The organism is Sphingobacteriales bacterium, assembly GCA_016700115.1.
GTDB lineage: Bacteria > Bacteroidota > Bacteroidia > Chitinophagales > UBA2359 > UBA2359.
In genome coordinates, this window is record CP064999.1 from 4,444,804 (window position 1) to 4,469,070 (window position 24,267).

At 36.0% G+C, this 24,267-nt stretch carries 20 protein-coding genes; 5 read left to right on the forward strand and 15 right to left on the reverse strand.

All coding sequences use genetic code 11. The features are described from left to right. Positions 1-84: 84 nt before the first annotated feature. The 3 genes from blaOXA to IPM47_15965 form a co-directional block, all read right to left on the reverse strand. Complete coding sequence (gene blaOXA / locus IPM47_15955) at positions 85-930, reverse strand: class D beta-lactamase (protein ID QQS28339.1); 846 nt, start codon at positions 928-930, stop codon at positions 85-87. 5 nt (positions 931-935) lie between these two features. After that, a complete protein-coding gene (locus IPM47_15960) occupies positions 936-1,352 on the reverse strand; it encodes a hypothetical protein (GenBank protein ID QQS28340.1) in 417 nt (138 codons plus the stop codon). A 348-nt stretch (positions 1,353-1,700) separates the two neighbouring features. After that, positions 1,701-2,075, reverse strand: coding sequence for a hypothetical protein (locus IPM47_15965; protein ID QQS28341.1), 375 nt, complete (start codon positions 2,073-2,075; stop codon positions 1,701-1,703). Positions 2,076-2,550: 475 nt separating this feature from the next. On the opposite strand from IPM47_15965, the gene IPM47_15970 reads away from it, so the two are divergent. Together IPM47_15970 and IPM47_15975 are read left to right on the forward strand one after the other, a co-directional pair. Further along, complete coding sequence (locus tag IPM47_15970; protein QQS28342.1) at positions 2,551-3,027, forward strand: hypothetical protein; 477 nt, start codon at positions 2,551-2,553, stop codon at positions 3,025-3,027. A 306-nt stretch (positions 3,028-3,333) separates the two neighbouring features. After that, a complete protein-coding gene (locus tag IPM47_15975) occupies positions 3,334-5,718 on the forward strand; it encodes a TonB-dependent receptor (GenBank protein QQS28343.1) in 2,385 nt (794 codons plus the stop codon). Between the two features lie 629 nt (positions 5,719-6,347). Here IPM47_15975 and miaA read toward each other — a convergent pair. The 7 genes from miaA to IPM47_16010 all read right to left on the reverse strand — a co-directional run bounded on the left by miaA (position 6,348) and on the right by IPM47_16010 (position 13,809). Then, on the reverse strand, positions 6,348-7,256 hold the full coding sequence (miaA, locus tag IPM47_15980) for a tRNA (adenosine(37)-N6)-dimethylallyltransferase MiaA (GenBank protein ID QQS28344.1): 909 nt from the start codon (positions 7,254-7,256) through the stop codon (positions 6,348-6,350). 142 nt (positions 7,257-7,398) lie between these two features. Continuing rightward, complete coding sequence (locus tag IPM47_15985; protein QQS28345.1) at positions 7,399-7,806, reverse strand: hypothetical protein; 408 nt, start codon at positions 7,804-7,806, stop codon at positions 7,399-7,401. Between the two features lie 17 nt (positions 7,807-7,823). After that, the gene (locus IPM47_15990) at positions 7,824-8,519 is read right to left on the reverse strand and encodes an alpha/beta hydrolase (protein ID QQS28346.1); all 696 of its coding nucleotides are present in this window, start codon (positions 8,517-8,519) and stop codon (positions 7,824-7,826) included. A gap of 21 nt (positions 8,520-8,540) precedes the next feature. Next, entirely contained in the window at positions 8,541-9,824 is a 1,284-nt protein-coding gene (locus tag IPM47_15995) for an acetyl-CoA hydrolase/transferase family protein (protein QQS28347.1), read from the reverse strand. Positions 9,825-9,849: 25 nt separating this feature from the next. Beyond that, positions 9,850-11,541 carry an LPS export ABC transporter periplasmic protein LptC gene (lptC, locus tag IPM47_16000; GenBank protein ID QQS28348.1) on the reverse strand — a complete coding sequence of 564 codons (1,692 nt, stop codon included), beginning with the start codon at positions 11,539-11,541 and terminating at the stop codon, positions 9,850-9,852. Positions 11,542-11,746: 205 nt separating this feature from the next. Then, positions 11,747-12,832: an MCE family protein gene (locus IPM47_16005; GenBank protein QQS28349.1), complete on the reverse strand. Its 1,086-nt coding sequence runs from the start codon at positions 12,830-12,832 to the stop codon at positions 11,747-11,749. Positions 12,833-12,957: 125 nt separating this feature from the next. Further along, entirely contained in the window at positions 12,958-13,809 is an 852-nt protein-coding gene (locus IPM47_16010; protein ID QQS28350.1) for an N-acetylmuramoyl-L-alanine amidase, read from the reverse strand. A 141-nt stretch (positions 13,810-13,950) separates the two neighbouring features. Between IPM47_16010 and IPM47_16015 the strand changes: the two genes are divergently transcribed. Continuing rightward, positions 13,951-16,515, forward strand: coding sequence for an LPS-assembly protein LptD (locus tag IPM47_16015; GenBank protein QQS28351.1), 2,565 nt, complete (start codon positions 13,951-13,953; stop codon positions 16,513-16,515). Positions 16,516-16,520: 5 nt separating this feature from the next. Here IPM47_16015 and IPM47_16020 read toward each other — a convergent pair whose 3' ends face one another. The 4 genes from IPM47_16020 to IPM47_16035 all read right to left on the reverse strand — a co-directional run bounded on the left by IPM47_16020 (position 16,521) and on the right by IPM47_16035 (position 20,121). After that, a complete protein-coding gene (locus IPM47_16020) occupies positions 16,521-17,957 on the reverse strand; it encodes an aspartate aminotransferase family protein (GenBank protein QQS28352.1) in 1,437 nt (478 codons plus the stop codon). Between the two features lie 26 nt (positions 17,958-17,983). Then, positions 17,984-18,712 carry a DUF1573 domain-containing protein gene (locus IPM47_16025; GenBank protein ID QQS28353.1) on the reverse strand — a complete coding sequence of 243 codons (729 nt, stop codon included), beginning with the start codon at positions 18,710-18,712 and terminating at the stop codon, positions 17,984-17,986. 93 nt (positions 18,713-18,805) lie between these two features. Then, entirely contained in the window at positions 18,806-19,480 is a 675-nt protein-coding gene (locus IPM47_16030; GenBank protein QQS28354.1) for a hypothetical protein, read from the reverse strand. 176 nt (positions 19,481-19,656) lie between these two features. Next, the gene (locus tag IPM47_16035) at positions 19,657-20,121 is read right to left on the reverse strand and encodes a 23S rRNA (pseudouridine(1915)-N(3))-methyltransferase RlmH (GenBank protein QQS28355.1); all 465 of its coding nucleotides are present in this window, start codon (positions 20,119-20,121) and stop codon (positions 19,657-19,659) included. A 399-nt stretch (positions 20,122-20,520) separates the two neighbouring features. Between IPM47_16035 and IPM47_16040 the strand changes: the two genes are divergently transcribed. After that, complete coding sequence (locus IPM47_16040) at positions 20,521-23,214, forward strand: hypothetical protein (protein QQS28356.1); 2,694 nt, start codon at positions 20,521-20,523, stop codon at positions 23,212-23,214. Positions 23,215-23,229: 15 nt separating this feature from the next. Further along, a complete protein-coding gene (locus IPM47_16045) occupies positions 23,230-23,685 on the forward strand; it encodes a hypothetical protein (GenBank protein ID QQS28357.1) in 456 nt (151 codons plus the stop codon). 19 nt (positions 23,686-23,704) lie between these two features. Here IPM47_16045 and IPM47_16050 read toward each other — a convergent pair whose 3' ends face one another. Further along, positions 23,705-24,247, reverse strand: a complete 543-nt coding sequence (locus IPM47_16050; protein QQS28358.1) for an inorganic diphosphatase — start codon at positions 24,245-24,247, stop codon at positions 23,705-23,707. Between the last annotated feature and the right edge of the window lie 20 nt (positions 24,248-24,267).

Here is a 24,267-nt window from a genome sequence, read left to right on the forward strand (position 1 = left end):
GTAATTTAAGTTTGTAAAACAAATTTCAATCTGTCTTTTTAATATAATGTTAAAAGTTTAGGAAAAATGAATCAAAGGAAAGTTTCAATCTTTTATTATATCTAAGTCATTGAGTATCAGATACACAATTTCCTTTCTTGCTTGATCAAATCTTTTGGCATTCTCAACATCATTTAGTTTATCGCTTTCAGATTGAACACAATTTACAAAAAAATAAACCTTGCTTTTCACCTCAACATAACCTATATACCAGCCAATGTCTTTACTTCCATGTCCACCCCAGCCCGTTTTAGCACTTATCTTGTAATCCAAAGTGTCTTTTACAACCATTATCTTTTTGACAATATCCGTCGAACGCTTTGAAAAAGGAAGAGAGTTGGCATGAAGTCTTCTTAAAAATTCGAGTTGTTGTTCGGGCGAGATAAGTAACCCTCCTGTTAGCCAAAAACTATCAATGCTTCCTGAGATGTCTTTGTTACCATAGTTTGCTTTGTTTATCCAAAATATCATTTTTTCTTCACCAACTCGTCTTGCTAACTCCTGATAATACCAAACTACAGAATTTGAAAAAGCAGATTTTAAATCATGGTCTTTGTCCCATACCGGATTCCTGACAATGCTATCCCAGGGAATTATAAATTCCTCGTCTTTTATTACCCCGGTTTCAAGACCAATCAGAGAATTTAATATTTTGAAAGTTGAAGCCGGCGAAAACTGTTGTTTTAATTGCTCCTTGTTGTAAAATATGGTAAAGTTGTTGTTTTCATCAAATAGAATGAAAGAACCATCAACCTGAAATTGGTCGTAATACTTTTTAAAGTCATTTCGTTCTTTTTTAACCTGTTTTTCTTCACATCCTGACAAAATCAAAACCAATAAAATCAGGCAGGTTTTCAACAAGTGTTTTGTCACCAACTTTTTTTCTCTCATTTAATTTATAGATTTCCTGCTTTTAGGCCGGATAATTTATAACCTAAGAAGCTGCCAAGAAATTTTGCTCCATTAGAAAGAAGAAAAATTAAAATGTAGCTCGAAATATCCCTAAATCCGGCAATAACTATTATCAAAATGTCTAACAATATATATATAACCGGAAAAAGTAAAATTAACTTGAACACATTGGGATAGTCTTTTTTTGTCCAATATCGAGCAACTAAAAAAAAGATAATGAACCCAAAAATACCGGAAATATAGGGCGCTGAATCTTGAGCATGAGATTCGTATATTCCAACCTCATGTCCCGGATTTATGAAATATGAGTAAATCGCAACTTCGATGAATGAAAGAAGAATTAAAGTTGCCATCGTAAGAATTGCCAATCCAATTAACTTTAAAACAGTATATTTTTCCATTTGATTGAAGATTGAAGTGAAAAAATTTTTATTTAAAAGGAAAATTTTTAACTTCTAATGTGGTAAAGCAATTTAGATTTTATTGATTTATCCGCCACTTTTACCATATTAACTTTTAAAGATAAATTGATTTTAAAAACCAAATACACGAATTAGAAATTTTACCAAGGATGCTCGTCAAACGGTTTGAGATAACTACTTTATTCTCTTATGCTTTTATTGGATTTCAAATTTGTGTTCAAATTTACCTTCTATGTTTAAAAAAGAATGTCGTAATATATTTAGCGAAGAAAGTTCTTGAAATTTCGCTTGGTAAATCATTTTAAGCTCAATTAATGAAAGATTCTGTCAAAACCCGCTATCGCAATTAGTGGTCCAAAAAATTTCACCTTGACCGTTTCTAAAATTAGCAGACATCACTCCTAACCAACTTTCTCCTAAAAATGAACTTAAAATTTGTTTGCTTTTGTCCTTATCAATAGGTTTAAAAAATATTCCTTCGTTTTTACCCGGTCTAAAAACTATTAAACTGCTACAATATTCGCATTGGAATATTCTACCAAAATATTTACTGCCTTTTTCAACCATTTCCATAAAATCCCCTTTTTCAATTTCATCAAAAAAATCCATATAATCTTGATCAGCAATAATGTGCCCTTTATATCTGATATAGTCTGCCTGGTCAAAAATAACCTGACCACAGTCACATAAAAACTTACTCATTTGGCTTTGAAATTAGTATTTATAAGATAAACTCTATACTTTTATTTAAAAAACTCAGTTTTTCCATCAAATATACAATTCTTAAAAAGCTAAACAAGCAATCTTAGTGGATTTCTATAAAATGAGATTAAAGTAAATTGAAACCTATTTGAGAACAGTAAAATTCTTATTTAAAAACAAGGTGAATTATTCCCTGGTGTTTTGGATGTAAAATTTAGAACTCCTTTAGAAGAGTCGTTTGTTCTAAATGGGTACTATTCAGTTTTGTATAGAAAGTATAGCGTAATTTGATGAGAATGATTAGACAAGAAATAGTTTGACACCCTTTTTCTTGATCCTAAGATATTCGCCAATAGAACTATCTATGTCTTTAAACGGTTGGTAGAAACGTTTTTAATGAAATTTTCCAATTAACACATTCTCATTATTATTTTGACAATTTGAAGCTTACAATATGATACTACCTGTTATCCTGATGATTCAATTTTTAAATTTTGGCACCTTTATACATCAGTTTTATGTTAGCATTACAGAAATAGAATATAATCAATCTGCACATACCTTAGAAGTTGGGATCAAAGTGTTTAGTGACGATTTTATCTTTGCGGTTGAAAAAGATTGTGCTTGTTTGCTTCATTACCAAACAGCCAATCAGCGTCCGGATACAGAAAAACTAATGGAACAGTATGTGTTAAAGCGATTTGGGTTAAAGGTTGACGATAAGTCTCTTAAAATACAGTTTACCGGCATTGAACCTGAAGCCGATGTAATATGGATATTTCTTGAAGCAGGAGGAGCGGTTGCCGGTTTTTCGGAATTAGTAGTGGAAAACCGGTTGCTGATGGAACAGTATTCCATGCAAACCAATATAGTTCATCTCAAAGTGGGTAATACTAAAAAATCCATGCTGCTCAACCGCACCAAAGTTTCGGATAAAATTGTAATCAACTAACATTTTTTGGTGCTCTTTGAATTATTGGTTTGGTTGATTTAAAAATTTCAAAGATTCTGCTTTGAACGAAGTTTTGGTCTGTACTGTAGTTTCCTTCTCATTCCATCTATAAAAATGCCTCTATTCAGGCCTCTACTTAGTTTTCATTTGGAGTACTATAACACTGTTTAAGAAGGATTTATAAACTTTTGAGTATTTTAAGTAGGGAATCATATAGTTAAATTTTGACAAGATTTATAAATTATACCGCTGTTTGTACTAAGCTTTGGTATTATATCCTAACTTTGCAACATAGTTGCAAAAACAATGAAAAATTGGGTTACTTATTTATTAATTTTTATCGTGTTTTTTTTAGAAAAAACCGAAGTTTCAGCACAAACTCCCCTGTTTACCTTATCTGGTCATATTCATAATGCTAAAACAGACGAATTTTTACCTGGCGCGACCGTAGTTTTAGATAAAACAACCTATTTCGCCGTAACTGATATGTATGGAGGCTACCAAATAAAACAGCTACCTGCAGGGGTTTACCGGTTTCAAATCAGTATGTTGGGATATGTTTCTAAAGATACGGTTATTATGGTGGGATCTACCAATGCTCATATAGATTTCCGGCTTCAGCCTGCAATCATTGATTTGAAAGCAGTTGAAGTAATTGGCGATGTGCTGAAAACAGGACAGAAAGAGCAATCTTTGAGTGTGGTAATAGCAGACAAGTCTTTTTTTGAAAAAAACTATGGGAACACATTTAGCAATACAATTGAAAAAATTCCTGGTTTGGCATCAATTAACACCGGAACAGGGATATCGAAACCAGTAATCAGGGGTTTTTATGGCAACAGAGTAATAGTGAATGATTTTGGAGTTAAACAAGAGGGGCAACAATGGGGTACAGACCATGGTTTGGAGATAGATCAGTTTAATGTTGAAAAAGTGGCGATAGTTAAGGGTGCCGCATCACTGCAATATGGCTCGGATGCACTTGGTGGAGTTATCAATTTGACAGGAAATCCTCCACCTGCAACAGGAAAAGGGCTTTCGGGACAAATCACTTCTTTCTTTCGCCACAACAATTCTCAGTTTGGCTCCTCTTTGGGTATAGCAGGGCATAAATATCATCGGTTTTTCAAAGCAAGATATACAGGTCAAAGTTTTGCAGATTACCGGGTTCCTGCCAATACTTTTATTTACAATGGATATTTGCTGCCTATTTACAACAAACAATTGGTCAACACAGCCGGGCATGAACAAAGCGCATCATTTCAAGCCGGAACAGGTGGAAAATGGGGAAGTTTACAGGGTTATGCAGGATTATTTGAACAAAAAGCCGGTTTTTTTTCAGGTGCGGTAGGAATTCCTCGCTCATATTTACTTGAACCGGACGGAAATGACCGAAATGTTGATTTGCCTTATCAATATACTCGTCATTGGAAAGGAATTTTGAACGGCAAATGGGTTTTTAAAAAACAATCTGTTCATACAGATTTGGGGCTTCAACACAACTTCCGGCAAGAATTTTCTTTTCCTCATTTGCATGGACAAGGACCTCTGCCCGTAGGAAATCTGGCACATGAACTTCGACTTACAACCCTGAGTTTGAACACCCGTTACAATCGCTATCCGAACGAGCGCCGTAAAGTTGTATCTGGTCACGCCATCCAATGGCAGGAGAACGCAAGAAATGGGTTTGAATTTTTACTCCCTGACTACAATATGTTCCAAACCGGAGTTTATTCGACCATAGAACAACAAATCAGTGATAAAATGACCCTGAATGGGGGCTTGCGTTTAGATTTTGGGCATATAAATTCCCAAAGTTTTATTATTGCGGTTTGGCAAAACGACTCAACTATATCAGGTTTTCAGGAAAGAGCCCCAAAAGTAGTCCGGAATTTTTTTAACTATTCTGCGGCTATTGGAGTTTCCTGGTATGAACATGAAAATTATCAAGTAAAGGTTAATTTTGGCAAATCTTTCAGACTTCCTTCACCTCCCGAATTGACCCAAAATGGAGTTCATCATGGGACTTTCCGCCACGAACAAGGCAATGCTGATTTAATTTCTGAAAACGGCTATCAGTTTGATCTGTTTTTGATGGCAAAAAACACATTTTTGATTGCCGAATTTTCTCCTTTTTTTAACTTTTTTAAAGACTACATTTATCTGCGCCCAAGTGGATTTTTTTCCCTGCTTCCAGATGCCGGGCAAATCTATCAATACACTCAGGCAAATGCCATTCATACAGGTTTTGAATTTCGAATCGAATATCATCCGGTTGAAAAACTTCATTTGGAAGCTAACGCCGACTATGTTTACAACTTAAATACCGAAACCGGACTGCCTTTACCTTTTACCTCTCCTTTTTCGGTTTTTAATCAAGCAGATTATACGATTGATAAATTGGGGAACTATTGGTCAGAACTGTTTTTTGCCTTGGAACATCAATGGACAGCCGCTCAAAACAGAACCGACAGAAACGAAGATAAAACTCCGGGATATCATCTGCTGCATATTGCTACAGGAGTAACTTTTAAAGTCGGAAAACATCCACTACGGCTTACATTCAGAATTCAAAACTTGTTGGATAAATCATACATGAACCATTTGAGCAGGTTTAGAATCCTCAACTTGCCCGAACAAGGCAGAAATCTGATGTTAACCCTCAATTTACCTGTTGAAATTGGCTTATAATGTAAACTAGGACAGATGTATTCCCCAATCTAAGTTATTAAATCTGTTTTAATCTTTTCAGAAAGGTAGTTGATTGATCAAAACCCTTTTAAGGATTGATAAATATATTAAACTTGAAATATTGGCGCTTTTTGTGGTTACAATTATCTATCATGCTTATCTTCATTTCACTAATGCATTATTCTGCACAAGAAGATTAATGAAGGGATTTAGGCTATTGGTTAAAATTGAGCCTTTTACTAAATTTCACCTTAACAACAATTTATAGAAGGAAGATTATATTAAAAAAAGCTTCTGTAATTCCTTATTTATACAGTTATACTCAAATATTTTTAGAAAAACAAGTTGGTTTTGAAACAAAACCTGTTTTAAAAATGAGATAAAAACCAATTTATACGAACACAATTGATGTTTAATTGGTGAAAATTAGAACTGAAAAGACAAAAACAGGAATTTAACTCCCTATTAAGTAAAAGTTTAAGGGCAAAATTTGATTTTTGGGAAAATCAGAAAAAAAGAAATGGTTCGTTTCTTACTTCATTCCTGATTTTGTATATCTTTTTTTCAGAGTTAAAATGCAAAAATGAATAGAGAATTCTTAGAAACATTATTGTTATTAAAGGGGTTTCTTAGTAGGAAATGCCGGCAATCTCCAAAATATGATCTAAATTATCGGGTGACACCCAAATCAATCCGGGTTCTTTTCTAAACCAGGTCATTTGTCGTTTGGCATAACGTCGTGTGTTTTGTTTTATGAGGGAAACAGCTGCATCAAGCGTTATTTTTCCATCTAAAAAATCAAAAAGTTCCTGATAACCCACGGTTTGCAACGCATTTAAATTTCGGAGTGGGTAAAGCTGTTGTGCTTCTTCCAAAAAATGGTTGTTCATCATTTCTTCCACCCTGAGATCAATACGCCGATACAAGATTTCGCGGTCAATCTGCAACCCTATTTTTATAATATCAAAATTGCGAATTGCTTTTTTTCCGGTTTTGAAAGAACTATAAGGTTGGTTGCTGCTCAGACAAACTTCCAAAGCCCGCAACAGTCGTTGAGGGTTGTTGAGGTCAACTGATTTAAAGTAAACAGGGTCATGTTGGGACAACAATTTTTGGATTGCCTCTAACCCTTTAGTTTGGTAAATGTGGTTTAGTTCATTTCTGATTTCTGGTTTGACAACAGGAAAATCGTCAACACCCTGACAGACAGCCCGAATGTATAATCCAGAACCACCCGCCATAATGACAATCCGATTTTTGTTGAATAATTGGTTGAGCAAGTCAAGAACGTCTCGTTCAAACGCCCCAACCGAGTAAAAATCTTTGACTGAATGAGAATTTACAAAAAAATGTGGTACAAGTTGAAGCTCGTGTTCCGTCGGCTTTGCAGTTCCTATATTCATTTCCCTGTAAAACTGACGACTGTCTGCTGAAATCACTGACGTTTTAAGTAATTGAGCTAATCGTATAGCCAATTCAGTTTTTCCCGAGGCAGTCGGGCCGACAATTACGAGCAATATATTCCGGGAAGACTTCATGTCCGGATATTATTAAGGGGCAAAGCAGTTAATACTTGTTCCAATACTTGGTTTGGATTTTTAATAACAATAACATATAAGTGTGAAAACTCAGGACTTCTTAACAATTTATTGTATTGATTGATTCGCAAGCGATACGTTTTTAAAAACCAATACAAAATAGAGTTTTTAGTAAAAAAAGACATATAAAAGCTTTCCTGATTGCCATGCCATAGCGGCTTTTAGTATAAGCGCGATGAATGGTGCGAACTAAAAGTCTTCGTAAGTTGGTAAAAAATGGGATGTTGAGCCAAATCAACACATCCGCTCGTTTCCATAAAAGGAAACGCAGAGTTTTATAGTTTCCATCTGCTATCCATCCGGGTACGCTTGTCATTTCATCCACCTTTTTAACCATAATCTCGTCCTCGACCTCTACCCAATTTTCTTTAAAATGGTAATAATCCAGTTCAATGGCAGGAACGTTCAGGCAGTAACTCAGATGTTTCGACAATGTGGTTTTCCCCGAACCGGGGCTGCCAACAATGATTATGTTTAAGGGTTTTTTCATTAAAGCTTAAATAAAAATCAACTACTGGGATTAAAAAAACAAGACAATTCAAAAACAAGGCGTTGAACGTCAACTCTTTCAAAGGGATGTGGTGTTGAAGGTATAACCCAAAATTGCCCTTTAGGTAAAACCCGATAAGCTGCCATGGTTTCTTCGACAGAAACCATACTATCTCTATCTCCAACTGCCAACATTACCGGACATTCAATTGTGCCAAGTGCTTCGGGAGAAAGCGGATTTTCGTTTCCTAAAGTTGTAAGCAGCTCTATGGTATAATTCATCAGTATAGATATATCTTGAGGAGCATGTCTTTGCCTGAGTTCTTCGACAAAAGCCGGAACTTTTATCTCCATTTTAGACAAATTGAGCATTGAAGTTTCGCGTTTAGCTATTTCTGGGTTCCAGTTTAATTTTGTGGCTAAAGTTACTACTTTTCCAATACGTTCAGGAAAATGTTTAGCCAAATAAAGTCCTACAAATCCACCCATACTATAACCAAAAACATTGATTACCGGTATTTCGTGATAGTCAAGGTAACCTATCACTTGTAATGCAAAATTTTCAATTGAAAAAACCGGATGATTAAAATCCTGACCTCCATGCCCTTCAAAATTGAGGCAATGAATTGACAGGTTTTTGGGCATTAAACCTGAAAGTTGGTCAAACATTGCAGCACTGCCCAATGCCCCATGCAATAATAGAAGCGGAATCATAATGTTTAATTGTTGAATTGTTTAAAAATTTCCCTTCCAGCGCAAATATGCAGCACGTTCAAGTTCTTCGCGATGATCGGGATGAGCAATTCTGATTAACTCAACAGCTCTTTCTTTAAGCGTTTTACCATAAAGATTGGCAATGCCAAATTCTGTAACTACAAAATGAACATTAGCACGGGTTGTTACTACACCTGCTCCAGTTTTTAGGACAGGAACAATTTTAGATTCCCCTTTACCGGTACAGGAATTGAGTGCAATAATTGGTTTGCCACCTGCCGAATAGCTTGCACCCCGTATAAAATCCATCTGCCCCCCAACACCCGAAAAAATGTTAGTGCCTATAGAATCTGCGCAGACCTGTCCGGTTAAATCAATTTCAATTGCACTGTTAATAGCAGTTACTTTAGGGTTTTGGCGAATAATCGCAGTATCATTCACAAATGCCGCATCTAACATCAAAATTTTGGGATTATCATGAATAAAATCATATACTTTCTTAGTTCCCATTACAAAACTCGAAACGATTTGGTGCCGGTATATTTGTTTAAATTCATTAGTGATTACTCCAAGTTCTATCAAAGGAAGAAGTCCATCAGAAAACATTTCGGTATGGACACCTAACCCATTATGATTGGTCAGGTTGGCAAGCGCTGCATTTGGAATAGACCCTATTCCCATTTGCAAAGTAGCTCCGTTTTCAACCAATGTGGCAATGTACTCACCAATTTTAAGGTCTGCCGCATTTGGTTTTGCCATGGTATTTTCAGGCAATGGGATATCGCTTTCCACAAAAAAATCAATGTCATTTATATGAATCGGTGCATCGCCTAAAGATCGTGGCATGAACCGATTAACCTGAGCAATTACTATCCTTGCTTGTTGAACTGCTGCTAAAGTTGCATCCACCGAACAACCTAAAGACACGTAACCATGATTATCCGGAGGAGAAACTGAAATTAAAGCAACATCTACGGGAGTCAGTTTCCTTCTTATAACAGCAGGTACTTCGCTTAAAAACAATGGAAAATAATCTGCGCGACCTTCCTGAACTGCCTTACGTATGTTTGCACCGACAAAAAAAGCACATACTTTAAAAATTCCTTCATATTCGGGTTCTGCATAAGGGGCAGGCCCTTCAGTATGGAGTTGTAAAATGCGAACATTTCGAACTTCACCTGCTCTTTGCATCATGGCGTTAATCAAAAACTGAGGTGCTGCAGCGACTGAATGAATAAAAACACTATCCCCCGAACCAAGATGACTCAATGCAAAATCGGGTGAAACAAAATTAATGGACTTCATATTAAGTTAGAATTTGGAAGAAAATCTATTTAGACATAGAAATAAGCATTGCCGGACGCTGAGGTCGGCGATCTTCATACCAACGAAATCCTTTCAGTAAAAAATCGGCAGGATTAACTTCGTGGATTGGAAAAAAAGTGGCTTCGGGTTTTTCAACAAACACAATTTTATCTACTTCATTCTTCAAAAAATATATCCACAACGTCCGGCTTTCTGATTTATTAACCCCGTTGTATGCTTCCTGCTCGTCTTTTATATAATATATGCTTTCTGCGTTTCCATCCGCATAAATATGTGTAATGGTTGTATCGTTAAAAAAGCCTGAAATATTTTTTCCTTTAATTTGATTAAATACCATTACTTGTTCTTTGCTTGCCATAAAAGCTGATCTGATTAGATCTAACTTTTTAAGTTTATTATTTTGGGTAAAAGCTAAAATTGTGTCGGCGAAAAGCTGGTGATTATCAGACCAAACCACCGGATTGTAAAACATTCTAAAGACTGAATCTGCCGAAGAATACATCAATGAGTCGCATACGGCCTGCATATCGGTTCTAAACAATTTAACATTTCTATAAGCGTAAAAATCCTTTGATTTTGTGGTATCTTTTAGTGAGTTTTCATTTGTTTGGGCAGGATATGTAAATCCTTTGAGCGTATCAGCGGTCATAAACAAGGTATCGTTTCCGTTGATTTGTATCAACATTGGCTGGTCATAAGCGAGGACTGTCTGACGTATGTCGTCAAAGTCAGCAGCCTGAGAAGTTATTATCACATTTTGGGAAGTGTCTTTCCAAACCACGTCCCCTCTTGCCTTTCCTAAGCCTGAAATTTTATTATAGTCTAAATCATTGGCTATCAAAGTTTGGGACTGATTTACTACTGCTGTTCTTTGGCTTAGTTTCAAACGGTCGTGTTTGGTATCATAAATCCCTTCTGTCGTTTTAATAGTTGCCCCTTCTTTATCTGTAATTAATGATTGACCTGAAAACTTTGCCTCCTCTGTTTTTATGTCATAAACTAATCTTGGCGTTTTTAAATCGTATTCAGGGGAGACTAAATGCACATTCTCCTCAAAAATAGTTTGTTTCGTTAAGCCATAATAATGTGCTTTTTGACTTGTCAGTGTTGTGTTTCCATCAACCAATTTACCTCCTCCGCTATATGTTCCTTCCTGAAGATTTACATCGTAGTCCATCCTTTGTGCGGTAATATCCACTTTTCCATCTGTCAGCCTTACATTTTTATACAATTCTGCTTTTTTCGTGTTGACATAATAGTCCACACGATTGGCATAAACATCATTTTTTTTGTCAGTAAGATGCACTTTGTTTTGCAACACTGCCTTTCTTGCCGGCACAAAATAATACAGCGTATCAGCAGTAATATCTGAAGTCTTATCATTAAGCTTCACTTTATCATATAAGGTAGCTTTTTCAAGATTGCCATGATAAATTAAGCGTTCAGAATGAATATCAACCGAATCCCCCTGACGGATATGAATGTTGCCAAAAGCTTCAATATTATTTTCTTCAAAGAAGAATAAAGCACTATCGCATTTCATCAACACATCTCCCTGCTTTAGAGCCACATTACCAATCAATTTTCGGGCTGGTTTTACTCCTTTTGTAATAACCTCTAATTCATTGGCACTTATAATCTGCAGGGTTTTGTCCTCTGCAGGTTCAGTTGGTGAAGGCAATGTTTGAGCTACCAAAATTGGTGCGACAAAATAAAATTGAAGAAAAAAAAGACACAAATAGCTCGTTCGGATAAATCCGGGTAAATGTAAAATTCTTGAAATAACGTTAATATATTTCATAAAACATCGAAGCACCCAAAAGTAAAGGTCTTTAGTGCAATGAGAAAACTGTTAATCAAGAATTGTATTGTTTCAAAATTTGAATTTCCTGATAAATTGACTAAAACTTTTCCTTAGGAGTTTGGTTGCCCGAAGAAGATTTAACGGTTGCAGGAGTCTTGTCTTTCTTATTAATAGTGATAAAAGAAAACCCAAGATAGTTTTTGGGATTTTGACGAATATCAACCAACAAGCGGTCTAAGTCTGCACTCGATTGTTCCAGATTGTTGTACAAATCAGGGTTATTGATAAGCATAGAGATGCTTCCTTCTCCGTTTTTAATTTTAGTTGTAATTTCAGCAACTTCTGCAAGGGTTTGATTTGCTTTCTGCACAATAGCAGAAATATCTGTTTTTACCAGATTTTCAGATAACGTACTTAGGTTGCCGGTAATCTTTTCGGCATTTGCTACTATAGTATTCACCTTTGAAGAGTTATCTCCTATCGCCTTGCTAAGTTTTTCGATATTATCTAAAGTTGCTGCAATTTTACTAAATTCAGTATCGGAAAACTCGCCTACATTTACCGCGGTTTTCTCTATGCTTTTTAATGATGTCCTTACAGAACTTATACTTTGAGAAACATCCTGAATAATTTGATCCATCCGCTCAGAATTAAGCAGTACATTGATAGAAGCCAAAGTAGAATCCAAAGTTTGTATTAGATGCTCCGCCTTTTCTTTGATGGGTTGAATTTCTTTCAAGGCCATTTCTGTGATTCCAATTTCCCGGATACCTTCTAAAGTATCCCCCGGGGTTGCATAAACCAATTTCCCAAGTTCTTCAGCTGTTTGTGTTTGTGGCATTTTCAATTCCAATGCTTTATCTCCTAACAAACTGGAACTTACAATTTGCAAAGTAGAGTTTTTGGGAATATCAATTGGAGTTTTTAAAGAAAAGCGAACGACAACTTTAGTGCGGTCATTTTCTTTCAGAAAAATTTTATCTACAATACCTATTTGTAAGCCGTTCACCAAAACAGGGTTTGCGGGCAATAATCCATCTACCCTGTCATACACGGCATAATAGACAATTTGTTGACGGAATAAATTTTTACCCCTCAAATAGTTATAACCAAAAACCAAAGCTATTATGGCTGTTATCGTTAAAATGCCAACTTTAGTTTCATTCGAAAGTTTGATGCTCAAAACAAGTCAATTTTTGTAAGTGAACTTAACGCTGCAAAATAACTTAAAATTTACCGTTTTTAGTTGATTGACAACCAAAAATCATTTGAATTGGGTAAAAAAGGGGGTTGAAATGAAAATCCGAGCTATTGGTTCTTTTTAATTCCATTTTGTGCCCGGGAGTCCCAATGAGCTTTATATTCTTTAAAAGCCCGATAAATAGCAGAACCAATCAAAACCTGACCAATATCCGAATCAAGAAATTGTTCTTCGGCTTTATTGCTGAGAAAACCAATTTCAATTAATACACTTGGCATATTGGTTTTGTATAGCACCAAAAAACTTTCTTGTTTTGGACCCCTGCTATGTCGCATTGCTCTGTTTTTAAACTGATTCTCTATCAATTGTGCAAACTTCAAACTCTGTTCTCTGTACGAGTTTTGATAAAGCGAGAATATGATATCTGACAGAGGGTCGTCTAAATTAAATCCATCGTACTTATCTTTGTAATTTGTTTCTAAAGCTACGACTGAGTTTTCACGACGGGCAACTTCTAAATTGGCATCTGATTTATCATTACCCATCACATAAGTTTCAGTGCCTTGTACATAGGAAGCAGGTGAATGATTGCAATGTATGGAAATAAACAAATCCGCAGAATTTCGGTTAGCAAACGAAGCTCTTTCGTGTAACTCAACAAATGTGTCCTTTTCTCTTGTATATAATACCTCAACGTCAGGAACATTTTCTTTAATGTACTCCCCTACTTTCAGTGCAACCGACAAAGCAATATCTTTTTCTTTAGCCTTCTTACCCGAACAACCGCTATCTTTGCCACCATGACCGGCATCTATCACTACAGTTTTAACAATTCGTGGCTTTGTTGCTTCGTCTTGAGATAAAACTGGGTTTAGCCAACAAAAAGTAAAGAAAGTAAAATAAATCAGAAAACGATTAATAAAAATTCGCTTCGAAACGTTTAGTAGCTTTATTGTCATATTTGTTGCTTTTATCAGCAATTGGATTGGTGCAAATTTACCACAAACAAATTGAAACTACAAAAAAACTAATTAGTTTAATTCAAATTGAAAACTACTCTATATATATTTATTTTGTCGTTTCTATTTTGCCCAATTGTAATGGCACAGGACAGTTTATCTGTTGTGCCAATGAAACCATCTGATTTATCAATTCCCGGAGATTCTATTCAGATTTCCACCACCGATACAATAACCCTAAAAATGGCTGATGGAAGTATCAAGGAAAAAGTAGTTTATAGTGCCCGTGATTCTATTGTTTATGATATCACTAATCAAAAAATATACCTTTACTCTAAGGCTAAAATCAAGCAGGGAAGTATGTCAATTTCAGCTGCAACCTTGCTGCTTGATTATACTCAAAAAACCATACATGCAAAACCGGCAACAGACACAACAGGTTATTTATACGATCACCCTGAATTTTCAGATCAGGATAGAACTTTTCAGTCTGACGAAATGATCTACAATTTCGAAACCAAGAAGGGCAGACTTACACATATTGTTACTCAAGAGGGGGATGGATATTTAAGGGGAGAGGTTGTTAAAAAAAACGAACAGGACGAAATGTTTGGCAAAAATGCTTATTACACAACTTGCAATCAGGAACATCCTCACTTTAAAATCAACGTCAATAAAGTTAAGATTATCCCCAACAAACTTATCATTTCTGGACCCGCTCAATTAGTATTAGAAGACGTGCCAACACCTTTGTTTCTTCCATTTGGCATTTTTCCAATAGCTAAAGGACAACGCTCAGGTATTTTAATGCCTTCTTATGGCTACTCACCAAACAGAGGGTTTTATTTTCAGGGAGGAGGTTATTATTTGGGTTTTAGTGATTTTGCCGACCTTGCCCTGACCGGTGATATTTTTACAAATGGAAGTTGGAGAGCCAATATCACAACAGGCTACAGAAAAAGATATAAGTTCAGTGGAAATGTCAATATAGATTATGGAGTGAATAAAACAGGAGACAGAATAACCCCTGCATATAGTGAAGCCAAAAACTTTTTTGTTCGATGGAACCATTCTCAGGATGCCAAAGCAAGACCAAACAGTACGTTTTCTGCCAATGTGGGATTTGGCAGTAGTGGCTACAACCGAGAGTTTGAAGTTCGAAACAACAATGTTCTGACCAATACGCTTTCTTCAAGCATCAACTATAATTTCAACATTCCCGGCACTCCGATGAGAGTAGCACTAACAGGAAGACTTGACCAAAACACCAACACAAAATTGGTAAATGTTACTCTTCCGAGTTTAAGAGTTGATATTAACCGCCAATTCCCATTTGCCAGAAAAATACAAACCGGTGGAGCAAGATGGTATGAAAAAATTGGGGTTACATATAATATGCGAGCAGAATCCAGAACATCAGTAACCGACTCGCTCTTATTTACACGCGCTTTCTTTGACAATGCCAAATATGGCATAGAACACAATGCCAATGCGAGCACGAACTTTAATCTGTTTAAGTATATTAACATCAGTCCGACTGTAACATATTCAGAAGCATGGTATTTTAAAACCATAGAAAAGCAATGGATCCCTGATACTACCTTTCAGTATTCAACAAAACCTAACGGAGAAACCACCATAGACACAATACTTCCCAGATTACAATCTATTGATATTACCGGATTCAAAAGAAGTGTTAAACAGCTAAATACCGGAGTTAGTGCTACCACCAAACTCTTTGGATTTTTAAATTTTGAAAAAGGCAAAATACGTTCAATCAGACATGAAGTTACTCCATCAATCAGTTTGAGTTATCAGCCCGATTTTGGAACTGATTTTTGGAATTACTATCGTTTTGTTCAAAACAATGCCAAAGGAGATAGTGTGCAATACTCGGTATTTGAAGGTGCTATATTTGGAAGCCCTTCTCGAGGTGATGTCGGTTCTATGAGTTTTAGTCTGAATAATAACCTTCAGATGAAGGTTTTTTCAGCTAAAGACACTACAAATAACGGTGAGAAAAAGATAAACCTGATTGATAGATTAAACTTCAACACCTCCTATAACTTTTTAGCTGACAGCATGCGATGGGCACCTATAACCTATGGCGGGGGGGTTACGATTGCCCGTAAAATTCAAATAAACTTAAGTGGTGCTTTAGACCCTTATGCCATTGACGGACAAGGCAGAAGTATCAACCAAACCCAATGGAAGGCTGAGAAAAGCCCGTTGAGAATCAGCAACGTAAATTTTACAGTTGCGACTTCATTTAGCTCAAAAGAACTAAATACTTTAAAATCTGGTGCGGGAACTAAACAGGAAATTGAAGAAATTGAAAATAACCCGGATGCTTTCTCAAACTTTAATATCCCCTGGAGGCTAACTATGGATTATACACTCGCTCTACGGCCAACAAAACGGAATGGCGAGGATACTACTTTAATTACTCAAAGCCTGAATTTCAACGGAGAGGTAAATTTAAGTCCCAAATGGAGGGTGGGATTCAATTCGGGATATGACTTTGCATTTAAAAAATTGGCTCGTACCACTTTAGATATAACCCGAGACCTTCATTGTTGGGAGATGCTGTTAACACTTGCTCCTACCGGTCAATACCGTTATTACATTTTTACCATTCGTGTAAAATCTGCACTTTTACAAGATCTGAAACTCAACCGCCGAAGATTTTGGCAAGACCTGAACTAAGACTTTTAAATCTTTAAGTTTCCAACTAACTCCTTAATTTTCGATTGAATTTCCTGCCACGCCTTTTCAATATGTGATTCTTGAACATTGGTTTGTCCAATGACCATCCTTAAAGTAAATTTGCCTTTGAGTTTGGTGTGAGATAAATACAATTTTCCCGATTTATTGAGTGCTGTTAAAAGATTTTGATTTAATTGATTCAGTTTATCTTCATCTTCTTTGTATTCTGAACAAGTTGCCCTGAAACAAATCAGATTTAGATTGACTGGTGCTAATATTTCCACATCCGGATGTTTGCGCATTTTTTCTTCTAACATTCTTGCCAACAAAATATGCCTACGCAAAATCTGACGGAGTTGAGAAACTCCATAACTTCTTAAAACAAACCATAGTTTTAGTGCCCTAAATCTGCGACCGAGTTGAGGACCCCAATCGCTGTAATTGTTTACTTTTGTTGCCCATTGAGTTTTTAGATATTCGGGCAGAATACTGAAAGCTTGAAGTAACACTTCTTTATCTTTGATAAAAAAAGCAGTGCAATCAAAATTGGTCATTAACCATTTATGAGGGTTAAAAACAAAACTGTCTGCCTGTTCGATGCCCTTAATCATCCATCTGTATTCAGGTAAAATAAGTGCGCTCCCAGCATAAGCGGCATCAATATGCATCCATAATTTATATTTTGCACAAATTGGGGCAATTTGATCCAAAGGGTCAATCGCTGTACAACTTGTTGTGCCTAAAGTTGCAACTACACAAAGTGGAATATATCCTTTCGATAAATCATCTTCAATTGCCTGTTCTAAGGCATTTGGAAGCAGAAGAAAATTTTCGTCTGTTGGGATTTTTACTAAATTGTTTCTCCCGATACCGGCCATTTTAACTGCTTTTTCAACTGAAGAATGGGCTTCTTCAGAAGCATAAACCCTGAACAAATGATTTGGTTTGAACCCCGAAATATTGATTAAAAAACCGCTTACTTTTTCACGAGCAGAAATAATAGCACTCAAGGTAGCAGTAGAAGCGCCATCATAAATAACACCTTGAAAAATGTCAGGTAGTCCTATAGATTGTTTCAGCCATTCCATCATCTTTTCTTCTAATTCAGCTGCAGCAGGAGATGTGTCCCATAACATACCCTGTGTTGCTAAGGTTGCAGTCAACATTTCGGCTAAAACAGAAGGAAAACTGGCATTTGCAGGAAAGTAAGCAAAAAAAGAAGGATGTTGCCAATGCGTAATGCCCGGCAAAATGATTGAAAGAAAATCCTGAAAAATTTTTTCAAAATCCTCAGGATGTTCAGGAGGAGAATCTGGTATTTGATTATAAATTTCGCGGGGTTCTACATTTGATTTTACTGGAAACTTTTCGATGGTTTCGAAGTAATCTGCCATCCAATCAGCAACATGGTGTGCAAATTTGCGAAATTCAGATACCGTCATAATTTATGGGGAATAACATCTTCTGGTTATTCTTCTTCCGGTTGGTCTTCGTTGTTTTCAGTAACAACTAGCCCCTTTAAATATACCTGATAAATAGGAGGATTACCATTTGTCTGAATGGTGATGGTTTTATTTTGAGTGCCTATTTTACCGGTACTGTCGTAATAGACTAAAATTGAACCTGTATCGTCAGGAGAAATTGGTTCTAATGGAATTTCAGGCACCGTGCATCCACAAGTACTTGTAGCATTATGAATAATCAGGGGAGCATTGCCTGTATTTGTAAATTTATAATGGTGTTTGACCTTTTCTCCGCTTTTTAATGTGCCAAAATCGAAAGTTGCCTCTTCAAAAATCATGCTTGCTTTATTATCTCCGCTTCTTGGCTGTTTTGCTCTTGATGAAGTAGCTCTCATGCTTAAGTCTTCAGTAGCCATAAACTCCATTGTTGAAATGCTTGGAGTGTCTGTTCCTGAATTAGTTTCAGTATGGGTAGTAGAATTGGCAATTGGTGCTGTTTGATCAGTATTTCTGGAGTTAGTGGCATTGTTTCCTAACTCACTTTGAATAGTTAAACTGCTATCAGAAATTGCTTCAACAGGAGGATTCTCCTGTATTTCAGATTTTTTACCCTCAGTAAGCGTTTTTTTAGACTTTTTAGTGGGCTCTTTTTTATCGGTCAGACTTTCCGAAGTATTACAAGATGCCAATAAAAAGCAAAGTGCAATTACAAAGGTAAAAGTAAATGTTTTCATCGCAAATCATGATTGATGAATAAAACGATGCAAAGTTACTGTAAATCTGAATTGCCTTAACTAAATAACGAAACAATATTTCTGAAAGACAAGCTAACGGATTTTTGACCAAATCTGTTCGTTACCGTTAGATTGAGTTAAAATGAGCGTTACACCTTGATTTAACTTACAATCATAGTCAAAATATGTTCTTTCATTTGGGTCGCATAGATAAAAATCATCGAATGAATTTCCCCATAAACCAAGAATTTCATCGCCTCCGAAAGAACCAGATGAACTACCTTTGAATGAACCATCACTATATTTATAGGTGTCAGAAGTATAGCTGCGATTTGATTTTATATAAACACCATTGCTTTGTAAAGTCAAATTTCCAAAACTTTTAAAACTAAAATCTCCGGATCGGTAACTCTCCATTTTGCTCCAAACTCCAACCAATGAACTTGATCGCAAAGCGGATGCAGTTGAATCCAATACCTCGGGTACTGCAAGTTGCGATAACCTCCAATCACGTAACCCGCTATAACTATAAATAGATTTCCGCATGTTATTAGCAAAAAAATTATAAGCTGTCGTGTCCATCCGGTGTCTGTAAAAATGAAAAGCAGCGATAACTGCCATTGCTTCTGCCTTGGTAGTTGGGTTGTCAACTTTTAAAAAACCATCTAACGAAAGTTTAATAACACCAAACAAAGAAATTTCTGCAGTCGGTGAAATTCGGTTGAATTGTTTTTCAATTGCTGACATAATGGTTTCAAAACTATGCATATATCCTTTAGATTTAAATGAGATGATAGAAAATTGTATTACAGATTTATCAGTATTACAAAAACATGCAACTATTTACACTTGTAGTATTCAACAATTGACAGATAAAAAACCTCATGTTTACAGGAAAAATTGTTACCCACATTGAAATCAATAATTTTTAGGCAGATACAATATCAATGATGATAAGATTCATTGTTGATGATAGTGAAAGCCCGATATAGTTGTTCTGTAAAAACTAATCTAACCAATTGATGTGAAAAAGTCATTTCTGATAATGCCACTTTATCGTTTGCCCTTTGGTAAATTACCGGACTAAATCCATAAGCGCCCCCAACTAAAAACTTAACTTGCCTGATACTTTTATTCATTAATTGTTGTAAATATTGAGCAAATCCAACAGAACTAAATTGTTTTCCACTTTTATCTAACAAAATAAGGTAATCCCCTTCTCCTATTTTAGACAGTTGGATTTCTGCCTCTTTTTCTTTGATTAAGGACTCAACTTTAATCTGTTTGAGTTCCGGTAATATTATAATCTCAAACCCAATATAATGTTTCAATCTTTTTTGGTAAACATTTACACCTTCTTCAATATAACTTTCAGTTGTTTTTCCGGTAAGAAGCAATGAAATTTTCATTTTGTATTGTTTTAAATTCCACAATTTACAAAGCTGTTTGAATTCTATACTGCAATGCCTTTATATGAATCGTTTAATATTGAATTTCTCACACATTTTGATTTTGTATAGTTAGTAAATTGAAAAAAGCATTTTTCAGTCCTCCTTAACTCAAACTATTACAAGTAGATTGGTTTTTTACTTAGTTAGACAGTTTAAAAGTCAAAATTGCATAAATAATATTCCCCACTTTTAAGGGCTTTTTAGAAGTATATTCTTTGCTACAATTTACTGTATTTAAAAAAATTATTGTCGTCAAATTGCAGAATTGAGCACTAAAAACGAAGCTCACTATATAAAAATCCCGACTAAAGTATAAATTTGCTCAAATATACACTTCAACACCAAACCTAACACTCTATGAAATGCAACATTTTTACCCTTTTGATTTGTGTTTGTTTTTTGTTCAATTTTAGCAATTTACAATCACAGCCTTATTATTACACACCACATATACAAAGTTTTATTACCACCTATGGTTGTGGCGGATGTCATTTTGCCGGAGGAAGTAGTGGTTTTAATCAGTTAACTTATGCAGCAATATTGGCGGGGGGGGTTCAATGTGCCCCTGATGTTCGTCCATTTGACGAAAATGGTAGCCCTTATGTCATCAAAATAGATTGTTCACTCCCATTAACTTGCGGTGGAAGCAATATGCCTTATGGGAATCCATGCACAGTCAGTGCTTCCGATATAGCTTTAGTTCGTGCATGGATCAGAGGGGGGGCTTTAGGTGATAACACTTTTTGCCAGTCTTTTTCCGGCAGCCCGCTTACGATAGACTTTACAGGTTTTGCAGGTGGAGGTTTTACTTCCTCACCTTCAACTACACAACTCAATTCAAAAGTCTGGAATTTTGGTGGATTTAGTGATTTTTATAAACCCGGACAATCTAATACAGGAAATGATTTTGCTCGTGGTGCCACTACTCCTGGAGTTCCTGTAACTGGAGGAATTTATGGTTGTACTTATTCAACAGGAAATCAAGCACTTTGGCTTCAACCTTCTACCAGCGATTTCAGTGCTCCAAACGGAGGAAGCATTAATCTTCAATTGTGTAATAACAGTGGAAGCAGCATTACTTCACTAAATATAAGTTATGACCTTTTAATCTATAACGATCGCGACCGTTCAAGCAGTTTTAACTTTTTCTATTCAACCAATGGAAGTACCTACACCCAAATTTTAGCATTGGATTATACTTCTCCTACAACTGCCAGTGTAACACCTACTGTTGTAACTGTTCCCAGAAGCTCTACCTTCAATAGCCTGAATATTCTAAATGGTGAAATGTTCTACCTGCGTTGGTTTGGCAATGATGTTTCAGGTTCAGGCGAAAGGGATGAGTTAGGAATAGACAATATCATTGTTTCTATTCCCGGAACTTGCAACATCACTAATGTGTCTGCAACAACTCCTGATTGCAGCGGCACATCAGCAACCTTTAATGTTAGCTTTATTCAAAGTGGCGGAAGTGGCAATTACAATGTAATCAATACTGCCAACAGCAGTATTTTAGCTTCAGGCAGCAGTTCCCCTATATCCGTAACGATACCAAATAGTGTCGGAGGTAATATTAATGTTAACATTGTTGATGTTTCCATTCCTACTTGTTCAGGAAGTCCGGTTACTGTTACATTACCTGACTGCACACCAGTTTGTTCAATTAGTTCTGTAAATGCTACAACTGCTACATGCAACGGTACAAGTGCCGAATTTAACGTGTCCTTTAATGTTGCAAATGGAAGTGGCGTATATAATGTCATTAACACCGCCAATAATAACATTCTTGCTTCAGGAAATGTCTCTCCAATTCAGGTTTCTATTCCTAATAATCTTACCGCCGGCAATATCAGTATCAATGTTACGGATGCTTCTAATCCCGGTTGTGCCGGAAATCCTTTTGTTGTTGCCCTTCCAGACTGCACTCCTCCTGTATTTTGTGGAAACAATGCTTGTGATGGTACAGAAGAATTTTGCTCTTGCCCAGCCGATTGTGATTGTGTAATCAGCGCTGAGTTTCTCAATTTTGACCTTAGTAGTTTACCCGTTGTATCTGCATTGCCTGTTGCTTTTTGTACCACTTATGTTACTGGTGAAGTCAATCCCAGCCTTCCACATTACCTTTATGTTCCTTTGCGTGTTAATGGCGTTACTTGTACTACTTATAATCTTACTTCTGATGAAGGTTCGTTTTATGTTTTAAATGCAAATACTCTTCAAAGCACAGCGACAATAGGAAACATGTCAATTGTTTGGCTTCGAATGAGTCAGGGAGAAATTAACCTTGCAGGCGGATCAACTACTATCAATTTTTCAGGATCATCCGGCAGTTGTTTGACTAACAAAACAATTACGTGGTCAAACGTTACCAATTATACGGGTAATGTAGCTACAACCTGTAAAGCAGCTTTAACTATTCGAGCCTTCTTAACCGGAGCATATAATTTTACTGCAAATGATGGTTTGATGCGTTTAAATCTCAATTCATTAGTCCCTTTAAATTCTCCTTATAGTGTATCACCATGGAATGCTCCGTCAGCATCAGTTACTTCTGTTCCATCCGATATTGTTGACTGGGTCCTTGTAGAACTGAGAAACCCCCTAAACGACAATTTGATTGAAAGTCAGGCAGGCCTTTTAGCTTCTGATGGTTTTGTTAGAAATACATCAGGTCATCCCGGGTTGACTTTTGCAGCAACAGGAACTTTTAAGGTTGTGGTAAAACATAGAAATCATGTCGGAATTATCAGCAATGCTACTATAGATCCTAATGGTGGTGTTGCAAACTTAGTAAGTCAGGCAAATGTAAATCAAGGCAGTAATCAATTGATAAATTTAGGAGATACCGGATTGTTCGGACTTGCACCCGGCGATATCAATTCAAATGGTGTAGTTACTTATGCAGACTATAATGCATTTATAAATGCAGGTACAATGTCGAATAATTATCATCCTGCAGATTGCAATATGGATGGTCAGGTAAACTTAAATGACTTCAATTTTATGCGTATTTATTTTCAGCAAATCGGACTTTCTCCTATCAGAAATTAAAAAACTGCATAGACTATGAATATTGATTTAGTAGCATTCTTTTACCTTTTGCTGGCAGTTGGTGTATTTTTGTATTATTCGTGGAACAAAGGACGAAAAAAACGCCCTTCTTTGGCAGAGGAAGTAGGCTTTGAAGAACTGACTATCGAACAGGCTTTAAACAATTATGACCCCATCACTGCAGCTAATTTAGTCCCTGCCCATGAAGTGGTGACGGTGAATCCTAAACCAGAACCTCTTCCTATTAAAACTACAAACAATTTGACTCCGGTTAAAAAAGAAGAAGAAAGTCTTTTTATTGATTACGAAAGTCAAATCATAGAACAAAGAAAACTTTCCAGGAAAAAAACCTTGAAAAAGGCCTATAAGGGGCTTTCCAAAAAAATGACATTGTTTAATGTAAAAAAACCTTTTGTTTTTAATTTGCGGGATGCCATAATTTATGATACAATCTGGAAGCGCAAATATTGACAGATTTTGTTAGATCGGTTTAGGATGTGAAATTTTGTTTGTATAGTTCAAAACTTTCCTGAACTATTTGCATCGCCATCGTTTTTCCTAAGAAATCTTCAACAACCACAGATTTCCTTTCGAGTTTTTTATAATCTTCAAAGAAATTGCGAAGTTCGGAAATAAAGTGTTGAGGCAGTTCTGAAATGTCATTAATATGGCTGACGCTTGGATCATTGGCACAAACGGCAATGATTTTGTCATCTGCTTCGTTGTTGTCCAACATTCTCATTACCCCAATAACTTTTGCAGAAACGAGGCATAAAGGAACAAAGTCTATCTGAGACAAGACTAATATATCTAAGGGATCATTGTCATCACAAAAGCTTTGCGGTATAAAACCATAATTTGCCGGATAATATACAGAAGAATATAAAACTCTGTCTAATTTTAACAATCCACTTTCTTTGTCTAACTCGTATTTTGCTCGTGAACCTTTTGGAATTTCAATTATGCCATTTACAATTTCAGGTATATTTTTACCCGGAGAAACATGATGCCAGGGATTGAAATTCTTTTGCATTGAATAAGTATTAGGTAGCT

What these genes read in the sequence shown, in the direction of transcription:
- IPM47_15960 (QQS28340.1), bottom strand. Translation starts at nt 1,352, where the DNA reads ATGGAAAAATATACTGTTTTAAAGTTAATTGGATTGGCAATTCTTACG.
- IPM47_16030 (QQS28354.1), bottom strand. Translation starts at nt 19,480, where the DNA reads ATGCATAGTTTTGAAACCATTATGTCAGCAATTGAAAAACAATTCAAC.
- IPM47_16010 (QQS28350.1), bottom strand. Translation starts at nt 13,809, where the DNA reads ATGACAATAAAGCTACTAAACGTTTCGAAGCGAATTTTTATTAATCGT.
- IPM47_16025 (QQS28353.1), bottom strand. Translation starts at nt 18,712, where the DNA reads ATGAAAACATTTACTTTTACCTTTGTAATTGCACTTTGCTTTTTATTG.
- IPM47_15990 (QQS28346.1), bottom strand. Translation starts at nt 8,519, where the DNA reads ATGATTCCGCTTCTATTATTGCATGGGGCATTGGGCAGTGCTGCAATG.
- IPM47_15975 (QQS28343.1), top strand. Translation starts at nt 3,334, where the DNA reads ATGAAAAATTGGGTTACTTATTTATTAATTTTTATCGTGTTTTTTTTA.
- IPM47_16050 (QQS28358.1), bottom strand. Translation starts at nt 24,247, where the DNA reads ATGCAAAAGAATTTCAATCCCTGGCATCATGTTTCTCCGGGTAAAAAT.
- IPM47_16035 (QQS28355.1), bottom strand. Translation starts at nt 20,121, where the DNA reads ATGAAAATTTCATTGCTTCTTACCGGAAAAACAACTGAAAGTTATATT.
- IPM47_16045 (QQS28357.1), top strand. Translation starts at nt 23,230, where the DNA reads ATGAATATTGATTTAGTAGCATTCTTTTACCTTTTGCTGGCAGTTGGT.
- IPM47_16040 (QQS28356.1), top strand. Translation starts at nt 20,521, where the DNA reads ATGAAATGCAACATTTTTACCCTTTTGATTTGTGTTTGTTTTTTGTTC.
- IPM47_15985 (QQS28345.1), bottom strand. Translation starts at nt 7,806, where the DNA reads ATGAAAAAACCCTTAAACATAATCATTGTTGGCAGCCCCGGTTCGGGG.
- IPM47_16015 (QQS28351.1), top strand. Translation starts at nt 13,951, where the DNA reads ATGGCACAGGACAGTTTATCTGTTGTGCCAATGAAACCATCTGATTTA.
- blaOXA (QQS28339.1), bottom strand. Translation starts at nt 930, where the DNA reads ATGAGAGAAAAAAAGTTGGTGACAAAACACTTGTTGAAAACCTGCCTG.
- IPM47_15995 (QQS28347.1), bottom strand. Translation starts at nt 9,824, where the DNA reads ATGAAGTCCATTAATTTTGTTTCACCCGATTTTGCATTGAGTCATCTT.
- IPM47_15965 (QQS28341.1), bottom strand. Translation starts at nt 2,075, where the DNA reads ATGAGTAAGTTTTTATGTGACTGTGGTCAGGTTATTTTTGACCAGGCA.
- IPM47_16020 (QQS28352.1), bottom strand. Translation starts at nt 17,957, where the DNA reads ATGACGGTATCTGAATTTCGCAAATTTGCACACCATGTTGCTGATTGG.
- IPM47_15970 (QQS28342.1), top strand. Translation starts at nt 2,551, where the DNA reads ATGATTCAATTTTTAAATTTTGGCACCTTTATACATCAGTTTTATGTT.
- miaA (QQS28344.1), bottom strand. Translation starts at nt 7,256, where the DNA reads ATGAAGTCTTCCCGGAATATATTGCTCGTAATTGTCGGCCCGACTGCC.